The organism is uncultured Sphingobacterium sp. (assembly GCF_964277905.1).
Lineage (GTDB): Bacteria > Bacteroidota > Bacteroidia > Sphingobacteriales > Sphingobacteriaceae > Sphingobacterium > Sphingobacterium siyangense.
Window position 1 is genome coordinate 67,562 of sequence record NZ_CAXYKD010000007.1, and the last position, 20,476, is coordinate 88,037.

17 protein-coding genes are annotated in these 20,476 nt (G+C 36.9%); 7 read left to right on the plus strand and 10 right to left on the minus strand.

Annotated features, from left to right (window positions below):
- Positions 1 to 128: 128 nt before the first annotated feature.
- On the plus strand, positions 129 to 2,135 hold the full coding sequence (locus ACHWSC_RS04965; RefSeq protein WP_394675974.1) for a hypothetical protein: 2,007 nt from the start codon (positions 129 to 131) through the stop codon (positions 2,133 to 2,135).
- A gap of 87 nt (positions 2,136 to 2,222) precedes the next feature.
- Here ACHWSC_RS04965 and ACHWSC_RS04970 read toward each other — a convergent pair whose 3' ends face one another.
- On the minus strand, positions 2,223 to 2,453 hold the full coding sequence (locus ACHWSC_RS04970) for a hypothetical protein (protein WP_394675975.1): 231 nt from the start codon (positions 2,451 to 2,453) through the stop codon (positions 2,223 to 2,225).
- Between the two features lie 97 nt (positions 2,454 to 2,550).
- Positions 2,551 to 3,459 (minus strand): diacylglycerol/lipid kinase family protein, encoded by a 909-nt coding sequence (locus ACHWSC_RS04975; protein ID WP_394675976.1) that lies wholly within the window; start codon positions 3,457 to 3,459, stop codon positions 2,551 to 2,553.
- 51 nt (positions 3,460 to 3,510) lie between these two features.
- Between ACHWSC_RS04975 and surE the strand changes: the two genes are divergently transcribed.
- Together surE and ACHWSC_RS04985 are read left to right on the plus strand one after the other, a co-directional pair.
- Positions 3,511 to 4,245, plus strand: a complete 735-nt coding sequence (surE, locus tag ACHWSC_RS04980) for a 5'/3'-nucleotidase SurE (RefSeq protein ID WP_394675977.1) — start codon at positions 3,511 to 3,513, stop codon at positions 4,243 to 4,245.
- A 22-nt stretch (positions 4,246 to 4,267) separates the two neighbouring features.
- Positions 4,268 to 5,287, plus strand: a complete 1,020-nt coding sequence (locus ACHWSC_RS04985; RefSeq protein WP_394675978.1) for an aldo/keto reductase — start codon at positions 4,268 to 4,270, stop codon at positions 5,285 to 5,287.
- Between the two features lie 102 nt (positions 5,288 to 5,389).
- Here ACHWSC_RS04985 and ACHWSC_RS04990 read toward each other — a convergent pair whose 3' ends face one another.
- From ACHWSC_RS04990 to ACHWSC_RS05015, 6 genes are all read right to left on the minus strand, one after another.
- On the minus strand, positions 5,390 to 6,586 hold the full coding sequence (locus ACHWSC_RS04990; RefSeq protein WP_394675979.1) for a histidine kinase dimerization/phospho-acceptor domain-containing protein: 1,197 nt from the start codon (positions 6,584 to 6,586) through the stop codon (positions 5,390 to 5,392).
- Between the two features lie 38 nt (positions 6,587 to 6,624).
- Positions 6,625 to 6,804: a lmo0937 family membrane protein gene (locus tag ACHWSC_RS04995; protein WP_394675980.1), complete on the minus strand. Its 180-nt coding sequence runs from the start codon at positions 6,802 to 6,804 to the stop codon at positions 6,625 to 6,627.
- A gap of 175 nt (positions 6,805 to 6,979) precedes the next feature.
- Complete coding sequence (locus tag ACHWSC_RS05000; protein WP_394675981.1) at positions 6,980 to 7,681, minus strand: hypothetical protein; 702 nt, start codon at positions 7,679 to 7,681, stop codon at positions 6,980 to 6,982.
- Positions 7,682 to 7,691: 10 nt separating this feature from the next.
- Positions 7,692 to 9,440: a hypothetical protein gene (locus ACHWSC_RS05005; protein WP_394675982.1), complete on the minus strand. Its 1,749-nt coding sequence runs from the start codon at positions 9,438 to 9,440 to the stop codon at positions 7,692 to 7,694.
- A 417-nt stretch (positions 9,441 to 9,857) separates the two neighbouring features.
- Entirely contained in the window at positions 9,858 to 11,597 is a 1,740-nt protein-coding gene (locus tag ACHWSC_RS05010) for an IPT/TIG domain-containing protein (RefSeq protein ID WP_394675983.1), read from the minus strand.
- A gap of 16 nt (positions 11,598 to 11,613) precedes the next feature.
- On the minus strand, positions 11,614 to 13,344 hold the full coding sequence (locus ACHWSC_RS05015) for an IPT/TIG domain-containing protein (RefSeq protein ID WP_394675984.1): 1,731 nt from the start codon (positions 13,342 to 13,344) through the stop codon (positions 11,614 to 11,616).
- 231 nt (positions 13,345 to 13,575) lie between these two features.
- Between ACHWSC_RS05015 and ACHWSC_RS05020 the strand changes: the two genes are divergently transcribed.
- The 4 genes from ACHWSC_RS05020 to ACHWSC_RS05035 all read left to right on the plus strand — a co-directional run bounded on the left by ACHWSC_RS05020 (position 13,576) and on the right by ACHWSC_RS05035 (position 17,043).
- Complete coding sequence (locus ACHWSC_RS05020; protein ID WP_394675985.1) at positions 13,576 to 13,917, plus strand: DUF4377 domain-containing protein; 342 nt, start codon at positions 13,576 to 13,578, stop codon at positions 13,915 to 13,917.
- Positions 13,918 to 14,076: 159 nt separating this feature from the next.
- On the plus strand, positions 14,077 to 14,949 hold the full coding sequence (locus tag ACHWSC_RS05025; protein WP_394675986.1) for a helix-turn-helix domain-containing protein: 873 nt from the start codon (positions 14,077 to 14,079) through the stop codon (positions 14,947 to 14,949).
- Between the two features lie 124 nt (positions 14,950 to 15,073).
- Positions 15,074 to 16,294 carry a TCR/Tet family MFS transporter gene (locus tag ACHWSC_RS05030; protein ID WP_394675987.1) on the plus strand — a complete coding sequence of 407 codons (1,221 nt, stop codon included), beginning with the start codon at positions 15,074 to 15,076 and terminating at the stop codon, positions 16,292 to 16,294.
- A gap of 293 nt (positions 16,295 to 16,587) precedes the next feature.
- Positions 16,588 to 17,043, plus strand: coding sequence for a hypothetical protein (locus ACHWSC_RS05035; RefSeq protein ID WP_394675988.1), 456 nt, complete (start codon positions 16,588 to 16,590; stop codon positions 17,041 to 17,043).
- 51 nt (positions 17,044 to 17,094) lie between these two features.
- Here ACHWSC_RS05035 and ACHWSC_RS05040 read toward each other — a convergent pair whose 3' ends face one another.
- Positions 17,095 to 17,604, minus strand: a complete 510-nt coding sequence (locus ACHWSC_RS05040; protein WP_394675989.1) for an STM3941 family protein — start codon at positions 17,602 to 17,604, stop codon at positions 17,095 to 17,097.
- Positions 17,605 to 17,805: 201 nt separating this feature from the next.
- Entirely contained in the window at positions 17,806 to 20,268 is a 2,463-nt protein-coding gene (locus tag ACHWSC_RS05045) for an outer membrane beta-barrel protein (protein WP_394675990.1), read from the minus strand.
- Positions 20,269 to 20,476 lie beyond the last annotated feature (208 nt).

Here is a 20,476-nt window from a genome sequence, read left to right on the forward strand (position 1 = left end):
AAGGGATGAAAAATGATCAAAATCATCTATTTAAGTGGCTATTTGACACAATGTGGCGTGTTATTCTTTTAGATTAAAAAAACAAAATGTACCTAAATTTGGTATCTAAAACAGGGATTTTATAATTTATGAAAAAAGAACAGCAGGTAAGCAGTTTGTTTATACGATTTAAAACTCAATTAGAAGACTCTGCTTATGTAAGCGTCGATTTTTTGGTTCTTCTAGTGGATATCATTCGTCCCAAGCATACCAATCTGCTTTATCAGATCGATATTCAATTTTTACTGGATTATCTCCATGCTGCACCCGAGGAGCTGGAATGCTTTCAGCTTTATTTAAAAAGAATTCTGGCCAGTAAAGATTTTGATCAGTTGATTTCAGATACAGGAATTATCAGCTATGCGGATTTTTTTTACGAACTTAAAAAAAGGATCACCGAGCGATACTTACCTTTTCAGCCACCCAAGTCTACTTTGCAATATATATTAAATCAGGTTTTTTACAAACCTCGTGATGCCGATTGGATTGTTACGGTTTCGCAGGAGCAGGTCGATGAACTGTTTCGTTTATGTCGATTCGAAACAATTTATGATGATGAAACCGGTTTTGGAATGATCGAAATATTGTATGGATTGGAACTGTTGGTTCAACGTATTACGGGGCGTGCAATGGAAACGGATGTAAACAAGATGGTACCTGAGTTTCAAAATTTTGATAGTCCATTTATAGCCATTATGCGGGAATTTACTGAATTGAATGATCGTATTTTACAATCGGATAATAAGTTTATCTCCTCGGATGATCTGTCTTATAAACAAATTTTGGTACTTCATAAGCAATGCGAATCGTATATTGAAACTGCCTTCGATAATTCACATCGCTTCGGAATTTCCATAAAGGTTAATCAATCACTTTTGCGTATGCGGCAACAACTTGAAAGGATCCGAGAAATCTTGCTTTTTTTAGTGATTGATAATCCGGAAGAAAAACAGGAAAAGACTATTGCACTAGCAATGACCCTGATTGGATACAATTCCCGAAAAAGCAATATTCGCAAATTGGTAGGACAGAGTACACAGCTTTTAGCGTACGAGATTACTCATCATACTGCTCAGACTGGTGAACATTATATTACTTCAAGTCGGCAGGAATATTGGAAAATGTTCCGTTCTGCCTGCGGTGGAGGCCTTATTGTAGGCGTAATGTGTATCGTTAAATTATTATTAGGTAAGGTACACAGCAGTGAGTTTGGTCATGCATTTTTATATAGTCTGAATTATGCTATTGGCTTTACGTTAATTTATCTTTTTGGTGCTACCTTAGCCACCAAACAACCTGCAATGACAGCTTCCGCATTGGTCAACGCAATTGAGCAGGGGATTGCCGAACAGGGGACCAACAAACATCGGTATTGGATATTTGCTGAATTATTTGCGCGATTATTTCGGTCTCAGTTTATTGCTTTTGTCGGTAATGTTTTGATGGCTTTTCCGATGAGTCTTTTTCTTGTTTGGGTGATTCAACAATTGTTTCAGGTCAATATTGCGAGTGCCAAGTGGTTACATCTGGTCAATGACCTCAATCCGATAAAGACGCCCTTGGTCTTGCATGCCTCTATTGCAGGTGTTTTTTTATTTCTTTCCGGAATTATTGCCGGCAGTATTTCAAATCGGGACAAGCATAACTCGGTATATTATCGTATTCAGGAACACCCCATGTTGAAAAAGATATTTGGACAAGCAAAAACAAACAGAATAGCTTCGTTTTATGAAAAAAAATGGGCAGGAATCGTGTCTAACGTGTGGTTTGGGATCTTTATGGGTTCAACAGCTTCCATTGGACTTTTTTTAGGTTTAAATCTTGACATTAGACATATTACATTTGCCAGTGGAAATTTGGCTTTGGGCTTATTTGGTCATGGGATGGAGCTCTCTACCGACATATGGGTTTGGGGCATTCTAGGGATTGGAGTTATAGGGTTCTTTAATTTCATGGTCAGCTTTTCGCTATCCTTGATGTTAGCCTTCCGCTCGCGAAATCTATCGTCGAAAGAATTGATTAAAATGGGAAAGGCTGTTTGGATCTATTTTAAAATAAATCCAAAGCTGTTTTTCTTCCCACCTCGAAAAGGTTAAGGGACTTAATATTGTCGTTGACTGCGATGTTTCGATGCCGAGAGTTATGTGCCCGAACGTAAAGATATAAGATGCTTTTGCTATGATCTAAACATTGATGTCATCAGAAAGGTCGGGCTTATCTTCGTCATCTTTTTCTTTCTGTTCGGCTTGTGCTTCCTCCTTGTTATGGGTGCGATCGTCTTTGAGACCAGATAGATTGGTATTAGGCCCCCCTTCTTCTTCTTTAGAGGCTTCCTCTTGCTGTGACTGTGACAAGTCTGGGCTTGGCTCACGTGGATCCGGATTTGGGATAGCAGTCATGAGAAGGACCGCCATGCCTAGGTTATTATTTATGTTTTTTAATCTGTTCATTTTAACTCGTTTTTTAAAAGAGAACATTTTTCGAACCATTATCGTTGGCTGAAATCGTATCTTATTTATTGCCTGTGATAATTTCAACTATACCTTCTAGCAAGGTAAGCTTTAATTGTTGGCCAAAGTAACTCTTGCGCTCATCATCGATGTGTATTTCTTTGCCTTCCCATTCCATCGCTAATCGACTAGCCCGGATAGGTATTATTTTAAATTCGACGTTGGTTCCATTCAATAGTCCATCGATATAGCTTATAAGTTCCTGACGTTGATCGACAGTGACAATGATGATATCAAACTGTCCATCTCCAGGATCAGCATCTGCAGCAAGCACTAGCCTCGGTCCGATACTTGGTATATTCATGATCTCAACTAGTATGCACTCTTTTTCATAGTTATTTCCAGCTACTGTAAGTCTCAGTGTAGTAGCAGGGAATGTTTCTACCAGCTTGCGGAGCTGTCTTAGTGCAGTTTTGATTTCATCTTCCGCACTAAGATCTTCGGTGTTTTTTTTATCCATTTTTTTCATTAGTGTAGGAAATACCCCAAAACCGATAGATTCAATAAAATATAGGGGCTTTCTTTCTAACCCTATGACCATCCCTACATCGAATTTTTTAAGTATAGCGCTTTTCCACAGACCAATAGCTTTTTCACAGTCTAGAGGAATACCAAGAGAGATAGCAATATTGTTTGCAGTGCCTTGTGGTAATATAGCGATCGGCCTCTTAAATCTTAGCTTTTTTTCTAGTAGACCCATAACGGTCATTCTTATAGTGCCGTCACCGCCAGCCAAGGCGATGATATCCGTCTGTGGGTCGATCTTTTTGACAGCATCTTTTTTTGTTACTACAGTGCAATTGTGGCCAAGATCTTCAATCAATTGACATAGTTCGTCTTTGTCTCCATTCGAGTCATCCCCAGCAGCAGGATTGTGTACTAACCTTATGTTTTTGCCATGTTCTTTCATAACAGCAGAACAAAGCATGCTTGAGATTGGTTTTCATAGAAAAGGACAGCTATGAATATACTTATCACCAATGACGATGGTATCTATTCACCGGGGATTGCGGCACTGGCACAGACGGCGAAAGAGTTTGGAACGGTAAAGATTGTTGCCCCAGATGTTGAGCAGTCGTCAATGGGGCATGCTATTACACATTCTCGCCCCCTAAGCTATCGGCGTGCGCCTGTTACTTTTGAGGATATTGAGGCCTTTAGGGTCAATGGCACGCCGGCAGACTGTGTGGCCTTGGGTTTACATATGTTTCCAGATACGCAGGTTGTGCTTTCAGGTATTAATATGGGCCCAAACCTAGGCAATTCAATGTGGCACTCAGGAACATTGGCTGCGGCGAAGCAGGCCACATTGCTCGGGATTACTGGTATTGCATTGAGTACACCTGTTGGAAAGACAGAACCTGATTTTGAAGGGCTATCTCGGTGGACAATCGAGGTGCTCAAGATATTGCTGAAAAATAAGGGCCCCGCTCTTTATAATGTGAATTTTCCGCCTAAACCCCAAGGGCTTTCCTGGACAAGACAATCAGTACGTTTATATGATGGCAGTGTGGTGCCCGGAGAGGATCCTATGGGAAGGAAAAACTATTGGATCACAGTAGTGCCATTAGAACCTGCTGAAAAGGGTACTGATCGCTGGGCAGTAGAACACAATTTAGTGTCGATTACGCCTTTACGTCTTGACCTAACTGCACATGATGAACTTGCGGCTAGACAGACTAGCGAACATAAATAATAGGAAGTAATAAAAGAAAAAGATGATAACAGCCGAAAATTTAATACAAAAGAAAAAATTCCGTCCCGCCAACAAAGCTGGATTTGGGGGAGTGGCATTGGGAAATGGATTTCAGCACAACGCAGATATCGAATGTTTAAAGGCAGTCGAAGCCGTCTGGAATGCAGGGATACGATTGTTTGACACCTCGCCATGGTATGGTTTGGGTATCAGTGAACGTAGGATGGGCTTGTTTTTAAAAGATCAGCCTCGAGAAAGTTTTACGCTGTCAACAAAAGTAGGCCGATTAATGTTGCCGCAGGACGATTTTAAAATGGAACAATCGTTATGGAAAGGAAAATTAAATTTTGCTTACCAATATGATTATAGCGCCTCAGGAGTAAGAAGAAGTATCGAAGATAGTCTACAGCGCTTGGGATTATCTTCCATTGATGTGGTATTTATTCATGACCTTTCACCGGACAATGGAGATATGAAAGACAGCTATACACATTATTTTCAGCAAGCTATTCATGGAGCAATGCCCGAATTGACTAAGATGAGAGAAGAAGGTGTTATTAAAGGTTGGGGACTGGGAGTTAATACCGTTGCGCCTATCTTACAGACATTGGAAGTTGCTGATCCAGATATTTTTCTTTCGGCCTGCCAGTATTCATTGATAAAACATGACGATGAACTGAATCAGATTTTCCCGAAAGTTGCTGAAAGAGATATTTCCATTATTGTAGGAGCTCCATTATGCGCTGGATTTTTATCGGGTAAAGACCGTTATCTCTATGATGGGAAGTTTCCTGCCGGTGTTAAAGAAAAGCTAAATGCGCTGCAACAGGTCGCGGAAAATCACGCTGTGGATCTCCGTACAGCAGCATTGCAATTTGCGGCGGCTCCCGAAGCAGTGTCCGGTGTTATACCCGGAGCACATAACGCTGAGCAGGCCGTGCAAAATGCACATTCCTTTGAGGCCAAGATTCCCGCCGACTTTTGGAAAGAGCTAAAACATGATAAGCTTATTGAAGAACACGCACCGGTACCCAATACCTAAGATACCTGATAAGATTAAGGGTGTGATTAGCGCACCCTTTTTCTCTTGAATAAAGTACCTAAGCGAAAACTAATTCTTCCTGAAATTCTTATCTATACTTTATTATTGACCAACTTTAGTTAAATCTATGGGGATTATCAGGTTAAAAGTAATTTTATTGTCCTTTAAATTTACGACTATTTTTCCCTTATGAATTTTTACTATTTCACTCACAATAAATAATCCTAATCCGAGCCCATTACTATTGACTCCTTTTACGAAAGGCTTAAATAGATCTGTAAGATCTGAATATTGAGGATAGGCGATCTCATTTGTAACACTAAAAATGAAATTTTCTTTTTGAATGCATGCATTTATTTCGATATTTTCATGAGGATTACCATGTTTTATAGCATTTCCAATTAAATTAGCGAAAGCCCGCCCCATTTTCTGATGATCGCAAGGTACATCAACTGGAAGGTTGATGTTGGCGATTAGTGTTCTATTGTGTAATACTTCAAATTCCGATAAGATTTGCTTAATCAACGAATCCATGCGGTAATGATCATTAATTCTAATTAGCCTGTCATGAAGACGGATACTACTGAAATCTAAAATATCTTCTATCACACCTTTTACCCGTGATGAAGCCTCCTCTATTTTCTTTATTAAGTTTTTTTGGCTTTCATCTTTAATGTTTGCGCCAAGATATTGCGATATCACTTTTATGATGCTGACAGGATTATTTAAGTCATGGGCCAAAGACGATAAAACGAGTTCTCTGTTTTTGGAATAACTAAGTTCCTGTTCTAATTTTCTTCTCGTATTTCTACGTTCAATTGCAGTTTTAAAATCTATTGCAATCAAATCACTGCAAAAAGGGAGCAACGCCTCCAATTTAATTGGGTCGAAGTGTACAGGTTCCGCATTCATGAAACTCAAGTGTCCAACAATAGAATTATTTTTGTTAATAATGGGGTAAGATATATAGCTTTTTAAACCGAATTCATGAAGAACTTGTGTCCATTCGTCGACAGAACACTGCTCGCTATCGTCAATGTAAATAGGTGAGAAACCTTTCCTTATTTCCTGATATATTTTAACGTAGTTTTCGCTGTTTTTATTGACGATCTTCTGAGAATGATAGTCATAAACGCACCAATTTCCCCATTTCCGGCCATCTTTCTTGCGTATCATGCCATACCTCATTTTCGTGTGGCCACATAAAGCCTCCAAAATTCTTTGACAGGAGTCGAAGTCGCTCTTCTTCGTATACCTATCGTACCATTGATTTTGATTTAATCGGTTTGGGATTGTCATTTTTATTGCCGGTCTATTTGTTTACTAATAGCTTTGACTTACTGTTGAGATTGGTGCACCTTTGAATTACTAATACCCTTTATTGCGCGAAATATAAATGCTATTGCTGCAATAATTAAAAGAATATGAATAAAATCTTCTGTTATGAATCCGCCCACAAAAGTAACCGCCCAAACAATCATTACGCTAATAGCTACCGAATATAATAGGTCTTCCATATAATATTATCCTTTATTGAAGAACAATATCTAAATAGAATCGTTTCGTAATTTTGTAACTTGATAAGAAAACTTACAAAAAAAAGCCGTTTTACATCAGTATAACGGCTTTTTCTTCAATTTCTACGACTAAGGTTTAAAAAGACTTAATTTTTCCAAATGATGAAACTATTCATTAATGGATCAGCTTATAATTTAGACCTAGCCCAAAGCGAGCGCCGGACCAGTCAATCTTGGTATCTCTCATTTCACTACTTTTACCAGATATTTCAGCATTATATCCTAAACCTAGGTTAATGCCTAGGGCCTTAACTATATTCCACTGAATACCAACATAAGGAGTGATCGAAAAACCTGTGGATTTGGATTCAACAAGGTGCTTTTTGTCAATTTCATTGCGGCCAGATTGAGTTTGATAATAACCATCTGACGTAATATTATTGATGGTTATCGCAGGAGAGATCTCCGCAAAAAGCGATAAATTCTTATCCTGCCCTTCATTTGTCTGGAAGAAAAAATTACGATATACCGCTCCGATACGATAGGCGTTTGCATTCAAGTTATAGGCAATAGCTCCCGAATAATCCGAATAGGCCAATCGTCCCCCAGTGGATAGATAAGTGAAATTGACACCATAATCATTCTTTTTTACGGAGTATGTAATTTCACCGTAATTGGTATAATGATTTGGGAAATTATCAGTAACTGAAATAGGAACTGGATAGTCTAACTTAATTCCGCTTTGAATAACATTTAATAATGAACTCATTTCGGACATTTTATAGCTACCCATACCAAATCGATATCCGAATCCAATTTGAGCCATTGAGGTTATCGTAATGAATAACAAGGCAATACTTAATAGTAGTTTTCTCATGATTTTTAGGCTATTGGACGATATTGACATAATTGTTGTAAAGAATAATATTGTTGTTCAGAAGTCGTGCTTGATAAGGTTGGAAGTAATTGCCCGTTGTCATACTAAAAAGGATATTACTGTATGTATTATCTAAGACATTGACAAGAGAATTAGAGGAAAAATATTCATCCTTAAAAAGGATATTTCCAGTGAAACTATCATAAGAAAGAAATTCCCCAGGCACTTTTTTAATTACGTTTAAAGTTGGTAATTCACAAATCGAGAAATAGTTATCGATTGATTGAATAATGACTTGGTTCTGAATGGCCGGATGAAAATAAAATGCATTAACGATCCGACTTTCCGTTTTTTCAGTTAATAGTGTATATTCGTTATTTTCGTATTTATACAATTTATACCATCCTGTTGCTGCTCCCACTGCCGATACAATGTATTTACCATTCGGAGAGATTGAGGGACGAAATTGTTGACCATTTTCGGTTTTCTCGCTTAATAATTTTCCTGAATTTACATCGTATATTCTAAATCGATAAGATTGATTATTATTACGGATAAGGATTTTATCGTCATCGGTCAAAAAATAAACTGGAAAATCATCGGTCTCATAGGTCGCAAGTTTTTTACTGAGCGTATAATCTGTATATACCTCGATCTTCGGCTTGGTCTCATAGATGTCGCTTCTTATGTGAACAGCAACCTTTCCAGTGGTTGGAGCAATTTGAAAAGAATTAATATAAAAAGGATATTGAATATGGTCGTCATATTTACTCTTCATAACGAGGTCGTTAATTCCATAGCTTCGAAGTCCAAAACCATTTTTAATACCTCGCATGGAAAGGATTAAATTGTTTTTAAGATCTCCTTCAGTCATGATCATATGCGCATAATCTATTTCATCATCGTATTTTTGTTCTTTAAAATAGTTGATGATCTTCGGATATTTGGCATAGTCCCAGTCGTTGGCCTGTTCGGGCAGGATATACAATTCATAATACTGTTCTTCTTGAAAAGGGAATGCAGGCCGGTAGACCTCAGCATTATTTTTACCTAAGGAGATTGATTGTCTATTTCCTTTCCAAACAAAAATATATTTGTTTGCAATACCATCTGGGTGAGTCCACTGTATGTTCAGATTCAGATTTTTTAAGGTTTTCGTTTTGAAATAATCGCTTGTGAAAACCTTATATTTTACAGAATAATAATCTTCTTTTGGTGGAACTTTGTTGCCCTTGTATTTTGTAATTATTTTATATGTTTTAGCTCCATAGGAATAGTCATCATCGATAAAGCTATTTTTATCGGGATCTGAAATTCGATTGATGAGAATCTGATCCAAATTACTGAAATTATATATTTCATAACTTTCAATTTCAGCACCTTCTATGGCTGGTTTTGTCCAATAAATCTCTAATTTTTTTGAAGAATTAATCCGTTGGTTAATATTCAAATTTACCTGAGGGTTTATATATTTTATTGGGTAGGTGAATTCAAAAGCAGATTTCTCCTGTCCTAAAACCTCAGCTAAACTTCCGGTTCCTGAAGATAGTTCTACTTTTACTTTCAATATATCCGACGTTCCTCCTGCAAGATCGGATGGCTTTATGCGTAATACTGCCTTTTCACTACCCACAAGTTTATTATTGAGATAAAACTCTTGTTTAGCGATAGATCCTGATGTTGCATTGATTGCATACGATAAATCGGTTGGAGCATAAATATAAACGGTTTGACCATTTGGTACGTCTGCTAGATTCATAGATACCTTAGCATCTTTATCTGGTGGTTTAATTTCATGAAAATTAAGATCTTCGCTGTTATATTTACAGGAAATAAGACATAAAAAATTGAAACACATGTATAATTTAAAAATACATAGTAGGTTCTTACGACGCATATAGATTAATTTATGGTTTTTATTTGAGGTACAAAATAAGTTAAAATCCTTCTAAAACTAGATTTATTTTTTTAAAAATTCACTTTATGGTTAAAAAAACATGCTTTAAAAACGGATCTTTTGAAGTATGATGATCAAAAGTTCTTTTTTTCATAAAAAAAAACTTTTATCTTTTGATTATGCTAACGATCCAGTTTGTTTTGCCATTGGCATGTTGCTAGCTACCTCCATATCAATGAAGATAATAATGGCACACATAACATTTATTAAATTTTGCGGTTACAAAATCTCAAAAAGCTCTTTATGTTTAATCGTCGTACCGTTCAAAGTCATTACAAGAGCTGATTTACCTTTAGGTGCAAATGCCGGGATGATAAAACGGTGTTCTTCTGAGCTCCGAGAGATGCTTGTTGCATAAGCGCCGCCAACAGTTATCTGTATGGAGCCAAGGCCTTTTCCTTTGATCGTTATAACATCTCCAGGATAACCCTTTAAAGGTGTAATTTCGCTCACTTGAAAATCGTTTATATAGAGGGACTGTTTTTTAGGTGCGTAAAAAGATTCATCGTAATTGATGTCGACACGGTAGCCAATTTGAATTTCTGTCGGCCCAATTATGTTTGATGGTAGAGTAAAATTTATTTTACCATCTTGCGCTATAGGATGTTCGTAAATTCCATTGCCTGATACCAGGTATTCGTGATCATCAATAAAATTACCCGTAATTGTAAAAGCTTCTCCAACAAATCTCGATGTAATTGGGGGAGTAACCCAGGTCAAGTTTCTGACTTCAACCTGCTCGGTAGTTGTTGCCGTATAGAAGGGATTACTATAACTGAAATTGTACAGGCCATTCGGAATATTGCGCACAGCAAAAGATTCTGTATTTCCCCGCGTACTGTAAGGAATATGAGCTATGCTATTCTTACCAAGATAATATTTTGCTTTCTCAGATACTGTAATGTAGGAATAGAAATCGACTCCAGTCATTTTCATTAAGTACGGAGAATGAATAATCTTCTTTTCAAAATGGATATTACTGCCGATAGGTTTGATTAATTCGATAGAGTCTTTGAACACAACAGAATCCCTTCCATTGTGGTATCCCAGTTGAAATTTAGTTCCTTTGAGATTTTCTATATCAAGTAGATAGATGTAGTTTTTGTATTTAATTTTTTTTCCATTGATCAATATGTACAAGGGAGGATCCATCCAAATCCGTTCTGGATCTAATCCTGTTCCTTCTATTGGTAGATAATCGCTGAGATATAGTTGAGTTTTTGTTGGTGGATTTACGGTTCCCAGTATCTGGATGCGGGCGATGCCTCTACTGATTTCCTGACCGGATTTGTCTTTATAGCGGAGAAAAAAGAATATCCTATTTCCATGATTGAAACGACCTGATTTTGGAAAAGTAAAGATTAGGCTCTTTCTGTCACTTGCGAGTTGATAAGGTACACTATATTCCTTCTGATCTAAACCATCGTAGTATAATTTTACATTTTCGGATATGAACTTGAAATCGCCAGTAACTGTTATTTTATTGTTATTGGGTACAAGCATGTCTTCAAGATAATTGATTTGAAGTCCATCAGCTTCAAAAATACTGCTTCCACTGCGGTAAAATCCGTTTTTTGTTTTGACGTATAAGGTATAACGAAAACGGTCTCCAACTTCAAAATCACGGCTGTATTGATATTTAAAAGAAACCTCACCGGTGGTTACTTTGTTGCCCAGACTGATTAAGGTTTCCTTTTCATAATCCTTATTGTTTTCTATCTTTTCGATAATAAACCCATGGTCTTCTACCGGCATCCCATTTAACCGTTCTATGCGACCATGTAAAGTGACGGTTTTCCCCTCCAGGTTGCTAAATGAGCCTGCCTTTAGCGATACAGGGCTATAATCGACTACCTCCGTAACTTCTTTCTTTTTACATCCAATAAGAATACTCAAACTCATAATGAATAACGAAAAAAGGAAAATTGCTGCGCTATGGATAGATCTTGTCTTCATCATAAATTATCGTTATTGGTTAGTTGATTTCAAGATAGTCTGTCGCCGTAATGGTATTGTTTTTCCCGAAATTGGTAAAACTAATATTGATGCGATATTTACCTTTAGGCAGGTTATTTGGGATTTCGAATTGAATTTTATTGTTCTGGGACAGGGTATGTCGTGCTTCCACCGTTGCAATTTGCGCTTGATAACCTTTCAGTCCATGTCCCTCAATCGTAATCAAATCACCTGTAGAGGCTTTTAAAGGATATATGGCAGTGATTGTTGTCGCTTTAATTTCCAAGGGAATGCTATTGGAATAATAAGATCGTTGATAGTCCATATCACTTTTATAACTCATCTTGATCTGATATTTCCCGGCCGTCATAAATTGGGGGATTTCAAAATTTACTTCACCGGTGGTTGTGCAGGTTGTTGAGCTTGTATTCGTTTTATCTATTTCAAGTGTATAGGATTGCCCTTTTACAAATGTGCCCTTTAACGTTATTTTATGCCCGGCATAGGCTTCACTATGGCTACTTGAAACAATATTCATTTTTTTGACCTTAATTGTATTGGCACTTTTATAGGTGAAGTGGTTATTGTTCATAATCATCGGATAATCACCTTCGGGGAGATCACTTATTGTTAATTCCCCCTTTTTTGCGTTTCTGTCTACTTGGTTATAAATGACATGCTGATTCCCTACAGTTACATGCCCCCCAAAATTGAACTTGTCCGGGCCACTTCCAAATACTTCAAATTTTGTTCCTGGGTGTACATACGCTGGTATTACCTTGAATTCGTTTGGATCTGGCTCGATAAGTTGCAACGGTTGGGGAAAGGTTATGGTGTCACGTCCATTCGTATAACCCATAGGGAATTTCTTTCCTTTTTGGTTATCAATAAGATAGCGAAGATCCATCTCATCGTTATGTCTTAAAAAAATATTACCGACAAATACTTCTAGCCCTGGTTTTTCTGAATAATCTGTAGGATAAGGGAGACGAAGAATATCATCGTAATAATATGAATAAGAAGTCGGTGAGGCTAATGTCCCAACAATAAAAGCCTTAGCAATGATAGCAGCTAGATGCGGTTCCTCCTGGTTTTTGCTGATCAATCTAAATGTGACATTATAGCCTTGTTTTACACCCTCGGGAACCTTGAAACGAATGGCTTTGCCCGAATTGACAATTTCAAAAGGCATTTTTTTCTCTTCGTGGAAGGAATAGTAGAGATCATAATCTTTTTCAATGTTGGTAAACTCACCTTCTATTGTAATAATTTCGCCTGCAGCTATTTTAAGATCCTCTTTGGCAATGACTTTAATGTTATTGATTCTAAACTGATCAGATTTACTTAGGTACGTCTCTCTTTCTGACTTTACAAAATATTTGTAACTGTAATAGTAACCTTCTTTGTAAATCTCAGGGTCGGGAATTTTGTACGTAAATGAGCCAGATTTTAAAGTTGAAGCAATAGGATATTCTCTTTTTATATAAGTATCTCCACTTCTTCCGTCGACCATAAAACCGTGGGAGAGGATAATATCGCTATTATTTAAATACCTTACTTCGGCGGATAAAGTCAAATTATTGCCCGTATTGCTTAAGGGAGCTAAAAGAACGACTTCCGTCGGATTTGTATCTGGTGGGATTATGATAACATCCTTTGCACAGGAAAATAATAATAATCCAAGGAGGTTACAAATACATGTTAATACTCTTAATTTCGTAAGTTGGTTGATCCAAGTATGAAAATTCATTAGATAATATGCTGGCTAAATATGAGCTGCAAATATGATGATAATATTTTGTAAGTAATTCACCCATCGTTTTTTTATTATTTATGCAAAGTATCATGCCGGCATTTCGACCTAATCAGGCTTTTGGAAGATATTAGATATCGTTGTTATATCCAATCCTTATACGCGTAAAATAGATGTAGTAAAACAATTTATATAATTGTTATATTAGTTATTATTAAAATTTCTTTTATGAAACTTATAAACCAATTACTCAAGGGGCTTTTTGCCGTCATCATTTTGTTCTTTTTTATCCAGTGTAGCAAAAATTCCGCTGAAAGCAATGAAAAGATAATGATTGTGGGATCGCAGTTGGTTGATTGTGAAGGTGCCGGCCCAATGAAATGCATGCAGGTCAAGGCTAAAGAATCAGATAACTGGGAATATTTTTATGGAAATATCCAGGGATTTAACTACGAATCAGGATACGAATATGTGATCAAAGTAAAAGTTGAAGAGGTTAGAAACCCTCCTGCTGATGGTTCATCTCAGCAATATACACTGATAACTCAAGTGGCGAAAACAAAAAAGTAATTTGATAATACACGAAAGAAAGTCCCTTTTTGAGAAATTGGGACTTTTTTATTTTCTTATTCCGGTTGCCTAGCGGAAAGGACGTTGATTCCCTTAGGAAAATGGTAAAAGTGATGAAAAACACATGTTATGCTGTTTTTTTTTTAACGACATTTGAACATGGCTCTATTAATAACTTTGGATAATGTCTATCAATTGTATAATCTTGACCTTTCAAAAAAGACGGAAGGCATAGTTATTCTTAATCAACGACATGGCCCTGGGAAGAAGTATACAAGTCATAGCCGCATATTTGATGGTTTATTATTAGGTTTTATGGTACAGGGATCTATGAAATCTCAAATCCATTTCCTAGAATATGAAGTAAACAAAGGGGACATTGCTATTTTGCAGCCACAATTGATGATCGACACAAAATCATTGAGTGAAGATGCTGAAATTGTAACAATCGGTCTTTCATTGGATTTCATTACAGAATTTCCTGTTCTACGGGAGTTTGTAATGAACAATCAAATAAGATGGCAGCCAATTATTAGACTTCAATCGGAAGAAATTAAACTCCAAAATGAATTATTGACCCTTATACAAAACTTCTACCATAAAAAAGCAAGTCCCAATAAGACACAAATGCTACGGCATCTCGTCATGGTGCTCGTTAGTATGATTTCTGAAGTCTATTCTAAATTACCAAATAACAAAAATTTGGTAAAAAGCCGTACGCATGAGATTATCGATGAATTTTATCTGCTTGTTTCAAAGTATGCCGGGCAACAAAGAAGTGTTGTATTTTACGCTGAAAAACTACATTTAACACCTCAATATCTTTCAACTTTCCTTAAACAGAAAACAGGAAGATCGGCATTACAATGGATTGATCATATCACAATTCTACATGCTAAAACATTATTAAAATCTTCTAATTTATCAATCAAAGAAATCAGTCATGAACTTCATTTTGAAGAAACAAGCGTCTTTTGCAGATACTTCAAACGAATTGTTGGTTTGTCACCAACAACTTATCGAAACGTGTGATAGATGGTATTCGTTTAGCGATCTAAGCTATTTACAGATTGCCAAGTAGAATTAGCTTTCAAATTGTACGTAAACACCATTAAATTGTCAATAGCTCCTTTTCCCGTCTGTTTAATTTTACGGCATGAAAAATACAGGAAAAAAAGCAGCTATCGGGTTTATATTTATAACCTTGTTGATTGATATTACAGGTTGGGGCGTTATACTTCCAGTTGTTCCTAAACTCATTGCAGAACTTATTCATGGAGACCTTAGTGAAGCAGCAAAATATGGAGGATGGCTCGGCTTTGCTTATGCTATTACGCAATTTATATGCGCGCCTATAGTGGGTAATCTCAGTGATAAATATGGTAGACGCCCAATTATCTTAATTTCTCTTTTTGGATTTGCCATCGACTATATATTATTAGCATTGGCGCCATCTATCAGTTGGCTCTTTTTGGGAAGAATCATTGCTGGGCTGACTGGGGCTAGTATTTCAACCGCTAGTGCATACATCGCTGATATATCCACGGATGAAGATAGAACCAAAAATTTTGGTTTAATAGGCGCAGCTTTTGGCATGGGGTTTATCTTGGGGCCGGTAATCGGTGGTTTACTTGGATATTACGGAGCTCGAGTACCCTTTTATGCAGCCGCTTTATTATGCCTAGTGAATTTTCTCTATGGGCTGTTTTTCCTGCCGGAAAGTTTAGATAAGGATAAACGACGACCATTTGATTGGAAACGTGCGAATCCTATTGGAACATTTAATTTTCTGAAAAAACAATCGAACATAGCGCGCCTTGTTGTTGCCTTGATTTTGGTATATATCGCTCTTCACGCCGTGCCGAGTAATTGGCATTTCTTTACCATGTATAAGTTTAATTGGACAGAACGGACGGTTGGCTTATCACTTGGGTTGCTCGGATTATTGCTTGGATTAGTACAAGGGTTTCTAATAAGATGGGTAAACCCAAAATTAGGCGACGAGAAAAGTGTATATTTTGGATTATTCTTTTATGCGATCGGTTTTATGCTATTCGCATTCGCTAGTGAAGGATGGATGATGTTTGTTTTCCTTATCCCATATTCCTTAGGCGGAATCTGTGGACCCGCACTGCAATCCATTATTAGCAAGAGTATTTCTTCAAATGAACAAGGTGAACTTCAGGGAGCGTTGGCAAGTTTGGTAAGTGCAACATCTATTATTGGACCTCCTGTAATGACAAACTCATTCTATTATTTTACACAGGATAAAGCGCTATTTCAATTTTCGGGAGCGCCATTTTTTCTGGGATCCATTTTAATTTGCATGAGTGGAATCATTATATATTTTGTTTTTCAACGAAATAATAGCCATTGAGCAATGGGCTAGAAACATGCTGACGATGTTAACGGTTTAGATGATGGAGTGTACATCTGTTTTGCTACAGCCCATTTGTCCTTTATTTTTTAAAGGAAAGCGGAAGGTAATCTACGGGATAAACTTATGTAAAAGCGATCCCGTAGACACTTGCTTTGCGATTTAGCGCGTTGAAAAAGAGCTTTGAATAGGATAAAAAAAATAATATCTTAGAAATATAGATTTGTTTTTCTTTGATATCAAGGGATTTTTAATCTAAAAACAATTACAGCTCCCAAAAAGGATAATGAAACATGTTTGAGAAAATCAATAATTCGCTTAATTTTTTGTCTCCGCTTGAAAAGGGAGCAATTCTTTTGAGCATAATATTGTTGACTAGCTCCTTGACTATGCCTGCATTTTTTGTCGATCGGGGAGGAACCCAACCTAACGAGGTTGGGAGTTTGGGCATCTTTTTAATGGGATGGATGGGCCCTCTGGGCGGAGCAATCATACCATTCTTATTTTGGTGTGCCAATCCGATCTATCTGTTTTCTGTTTGTCTTTTCTTAAATCGGAACAGGAAACAAGCTGTTTTTATAAGTCTCGTTCCCTGCGTGATCGCACTTGTATTCCTGCAAATGGACAAAATTATGATTAGCGAATCCGGCTCCGAATCGCCCATAACATCACTTGGACCAGGTTATTTTTTATGGTTGAGTAGTTTTCTTGTCTTAAGCATTGGAACTGGAATAAAATTCAAAAAATAATCTTTAAATCGACTATGAAATTTCGTTCCTCGGTGAGTCTTTTCCCTCTTATTATCGCTTATACCGCTCGTAATATTCTTCTATCAGTTTTTTGAGTGTATTGAAATCAAGCGACAGTTGATCTGCCGAAACAGCTATTCCATTTTCGAGTACATGCTGTTGTACTTGTGGAGAGAAATGTTCGATATAATTTTTCGGATGATGTAATTTCATAAAAACAAAATGGACACCATGGGCCATTCCTGTTGAGACAGATTGAATAGCAGTCCATTTTACAGTACCAAGCTTTATTCCTACTGGCGTACCATTATATCGAATGCCATTTGCGTTCAATATCAGGCCAGTCCGATCTTTAGCAAATAGGCTTTTTACACCGCTAATTAGACAATAACATCCTAAGGCCCCTAAGGTCAACATCAGTGCTCCCGGGAAAATTCTTATTTTTTCAGCGACAAAGAAAATATAGTAAGCAAATGCCAAAGCCGCTATCGTCAACAACAAGCCTAATAGCGCTAATTTCAGACGTTTTTTGTTATCGAATTCTATGATAGTCTCATTCATAATTAACGTTCTCTTTCACATGTTTATCGGACTAAGTTAAAACAACGCTTTTCAGATTTTCATGCGAATTTCAATTCGTATGGATTCGTTTTAAATTCGCAGTATTTTGAGGTCTATCTGTATTTAAGCTATTTTCTAAATTCAATTATATACAGCGCTATGCTTCCCCGAATCATCTTTGACGATTAACGTATTGATGGGTTAATCTATCCTCGAATCTTTTTCCAGTTTTTTGGTCTGTTTTGCTGAGAAGGTTTTTCCGAAATTGTAACTGAAACTCAATTTTGCATAGCGTGACTTCAATTTATTCACTGTTTCAATGCTAATCACATTGCCTAAAATGGAAATAGGTGCTTTTTGTAAGTTGAAAATATCCTCAATCGTCAGGGATATGTTTAACTTGTCCTGAAGCACTTTTTGTTGTAAACCCGTCGTGATGTATCCTGTTGCCCCATATTGCATTTGAAAACTATTTCTTTTCGAAGCATAAAAGCCGAATATTTGAACAGTAGTCTTTGGCAGAATATTAATAAAAGTGTTGATCGACCCACTAAAGTTGACAATCCCAGGTAACAAAATATCTTCTGTATTATTCGATCTGAAAGTCGGTCGTTGGGCCGATAAATATGTACTGACATTCACGCTGCTTCCAAATTTGTTTTGCGACATGACATAACCTCCAATTTGGTTTAGATTATAATCATTATAATAGTTAAACTCTGGACTTCCAACCTCCTCATTATATCTTGAGATATAGGTAAACATATTCTTCGAGGAGTTTGCATATAAAGAAAAGATCAGTGAGTGGTTGCTATTCCACTTATGTAAATATTGCAAATCTAGTCTATTTGCAAAATATGGCTTCAACTGTGTATTACCGTTGGTAAAATAGATCGGGTTATTGGTCACCGCAAATGGATTGAGCATACTATAACCGGGGCGTTCGATTCTTCTGTTCCCCGATAAAGCAATGCTGTTTTTAAGGTCCTCGAAATCGTAACGTACATTAAAGTTGGGAAATAAATTAAGATAGTTGTTTTTACTCTGTTCGTCAGTTGAAAGGGATCGTAATTTATAATCGAATGATTCTAGTCGCAAGCCAACATCGAAGGAGAAGTGTTTATATTTACCACTCAGAGAAGAATAAGCAGCAAGTATATTTTCGTTATATTGAACCTTATTTTCACTATTTGCTTCTCCTCCGACGATATTTCCATCTGTGGTCTGATTCTTAAAGAAGCTTTCTGTATTTGCACGGGCATATTTTACACCAAATTTTAGATCCGTACCCTTTCCGATGTTAGTTTTGTAATCTGTATTGAAGGTCCAGATTTCATATGGTCTCGTAATAATAAAATTTCTGCTATCATTTTCTGAGGAATTTATTTCCGTGTTAGAAAAATCATATGCCTTTCTCCAGAATGAAGTGTTATTCTCATTCGAGTATCTAGCGTAATTTAGGCCGATTGAAAGCTTGCTTTTCTTTTTGAAATCCTTGTCGTAGATCAAATCGACGATATGGAAATTATTGTCTAAAGACATGAAGTCCCGCTGTTTAAGCTGCCTTTGAAATTCATCTCTCCGATTATAGATCGTGGCGTCTCGTTCATTTGGAAATTTACCATAAAAGCTGGCGTACCAATAATTAAAAGAGAGCGTACTTGTTGAATCAATATTATAAAGTGTATTGATTTTCATGGAATGTGTCCTTTGGGATCTTTCACTAACCTGCTCTTGTCTATAAAGATAACTAGAATCAGGTAAGAAATAGTTTTTTATAAGATCGTTTCGTTTATGCAAGTTTTCATTATATGAAAAATTATAACCCAATGAAATTTCAAACTTACTTTTTTTTAGATTTAAATTAAGCGATTGGTCCGTTCCCCAAAGGGTAGAAACACTTGTACTTGCCGACCCAAAGAAGCCCAAATTGGAATTCTTCTTAAGTCTGATATCTAACACACCTCCGTCTCCTGCGGAATCATATGCTGCGCCTGGACTGGTAAGCACATTAACAGATAAGACCTCGTTGCTCGGTAGAGATTTCAGGTAGTTCAATAAATCCTGACCACCCAAATTGACTTTTCGACCATTTATCAATACAGTAGCTCCCTTTCCGAGCAATTGTAATTTGCCTTCCATTTCATCAACGGTTAATCCCGGTACCTGCTTGAGCAGTTCTGCTATATTTGTACTATTGCCTAATATATTGTTTTCCGCATTAAATCTATACCCACCGGTAATCAGCTCTAAGGTAGGTCTCTTGGAAGAAACCGCAACCTCCTCAAGTTTATTGTCAATCTTATGAAGCCTTATAGTACCGATATCTATATTGCTTCCGCTCGGCGTTTCGATTCTTTTTATCTGAGGCTGAAAGCCAAGGTGGTTGATTTTTAGGTAAAATGAGCGCTGACTATAGGTTAATTGGAAGTCTCCGCTTTCATTTGTCACCATCGTTTTGACAGGATTGCTGCTACTTTGATGATTCAGTAAGTATATTGAAACTAAATGAACGGGTTCTTTCGTAATAGAATCGATTACTTTTCCCCTAAGAATAAAAGTTGAATCAATAAGTGAAACCTTAGTCGTGTTATATGAAGCGTGAGAGGTAGCAAAGAACAAGAGGTTTGGGAGAACTAGGGCAATTTTTTTTAAGATATTCATATATTTAAGTTGCTTGTACTAAAGCCTGATGACAATTGTTTGTAGTTAGTGACTATAGATTAGTCGAGCTCACGGAAAAAATGTTGCACGATTTATAATAAACATGATTATAAATTCGCCACCTAGGTCTTCTTATGCTCAAAGCGCAGCCCGAGGTGGGATGCAGTTTGTCAAAACTACCACTCAGATATAGTTTTTTTTGGTTTAA

Bases quoted from the DNA above. Each gene is read 5' to 3' on its own strand.
- ACHWSC_RS04965 (WP_394675974.1), top strand. From the start codon at position 129: ATGAAAAAAGAACAGCAGGTAAGCAGTTTGTTTATACGATTTAAAACT.
- ACHWSC_RS04970 (WP_394675975.1), bottom strand. From the start codon at position 2,453: ATGGCGGTCCTTCTCATGACTGCTATCCCAAATCCGGATCCACGTGAG.
- ACHWSC_RS04975 (WP_394675976.1), bottom strand. From the start codon at position 3,459: ATGAAAGAACATGGCAAAAACATAAGGTTAGTACACAATCCTGCTGCT.
- surE (WP_394675977.1), top strand. From the start codon at position 3,511: ATGAATATACTTATCACCAATGACGATGGTATCTATTCACCGGGGATT.
- ACHWSC_RS04985 (WP_394675978.1), top strand. From the start codon at position 4,268: ATGATAACAGCCGAAAATTTAATACAAAAGAAAAAATTCCGTCCCGCC.
- ACHWSC_RS04990 (WP_394675979.1), bottom strand. From the start codon at position 6,586: ATGACAATCCCAAACCGATTAAATCAAAATCAATGGTACGATAGGTAT.
- ACHWSC_RS04995 (WP_394675980.1), bottom strand. From the start codon at position 6,804: ATGGAAGACCTATTATATTCGGTAGCTATTAGCGTAATGATTGTTTGG.
- ACHWSC_RS05000 (WP_394675981.1), bottom strand. From the start codon at position 7,681: ATGAGAAAACTACTATTAAGTATTGCCTTGTTATTCATTACGATAACC.
- ACHWSC_RS05005 (WP_394675982.1), bottom strand. From the start codon at position 9,440: ATGAATCTAGCAGACGTACCAAATGGTCAAACCGTTTATATTTATGCT.
- ACHWSC_RS05010 (WP_394675983.1), bottom strand. From the start codon at position 11,597: ATGATGAAGACAAGATCTATCCATAGCGCAGCAATTTTCCTTTTTTCG.
- ACHWSC_RS05015 (WP_394675984.1), bottom strand. From the start codon at position 13,344: ATGAATTTTCATACTTGGATCAACCAACTTACGAAATTAAGAGTATTA.
- ACHWSC_RS05020 (WP_394675985.1), top strand. From the start codon at position 13,576: ATGAAACTTATAAACCAATTACTCAAGGGGCTTTTTGCCGTCATCATT.
- ACHWSC_RS05025 (WP_394675986.1), top strand. From the start codon at position 14,077: ATGGCTCTATTAATAACTTTGGATAATGTCTATCAATTGTATAATCTT.
- ACHWSC_RS05030 (WP_394675987.1), top strand. From the start codon at position 15,074: ATGAAAAATACAGGAAAAAAAGCAGCTATCGGGTTTATATTTATAACC.
- ACHWSC_RS05035 (WP_394675988.1), top strand. From the start codon at position 16,588: ATGTTTGAGAAAATCAATAATTCGCTTAATTTTTTGTCTCCGCTTGAA.
- ACHWSC_RS05040 (WP_394675989.1), bottom strand. From the start codon at position 17,604: ATGAATGAGACTATCATAGAATTCGATAACAAAAAACGTCTGAAATTA.
- ACHWSC_RS05045 (WP_394675990.1), bottom strand. From the start codon at position 20,268: ATGAATATCTTAAAAAAAATTGCCCTAGTTCTCCCAAACCTCTTGTTC.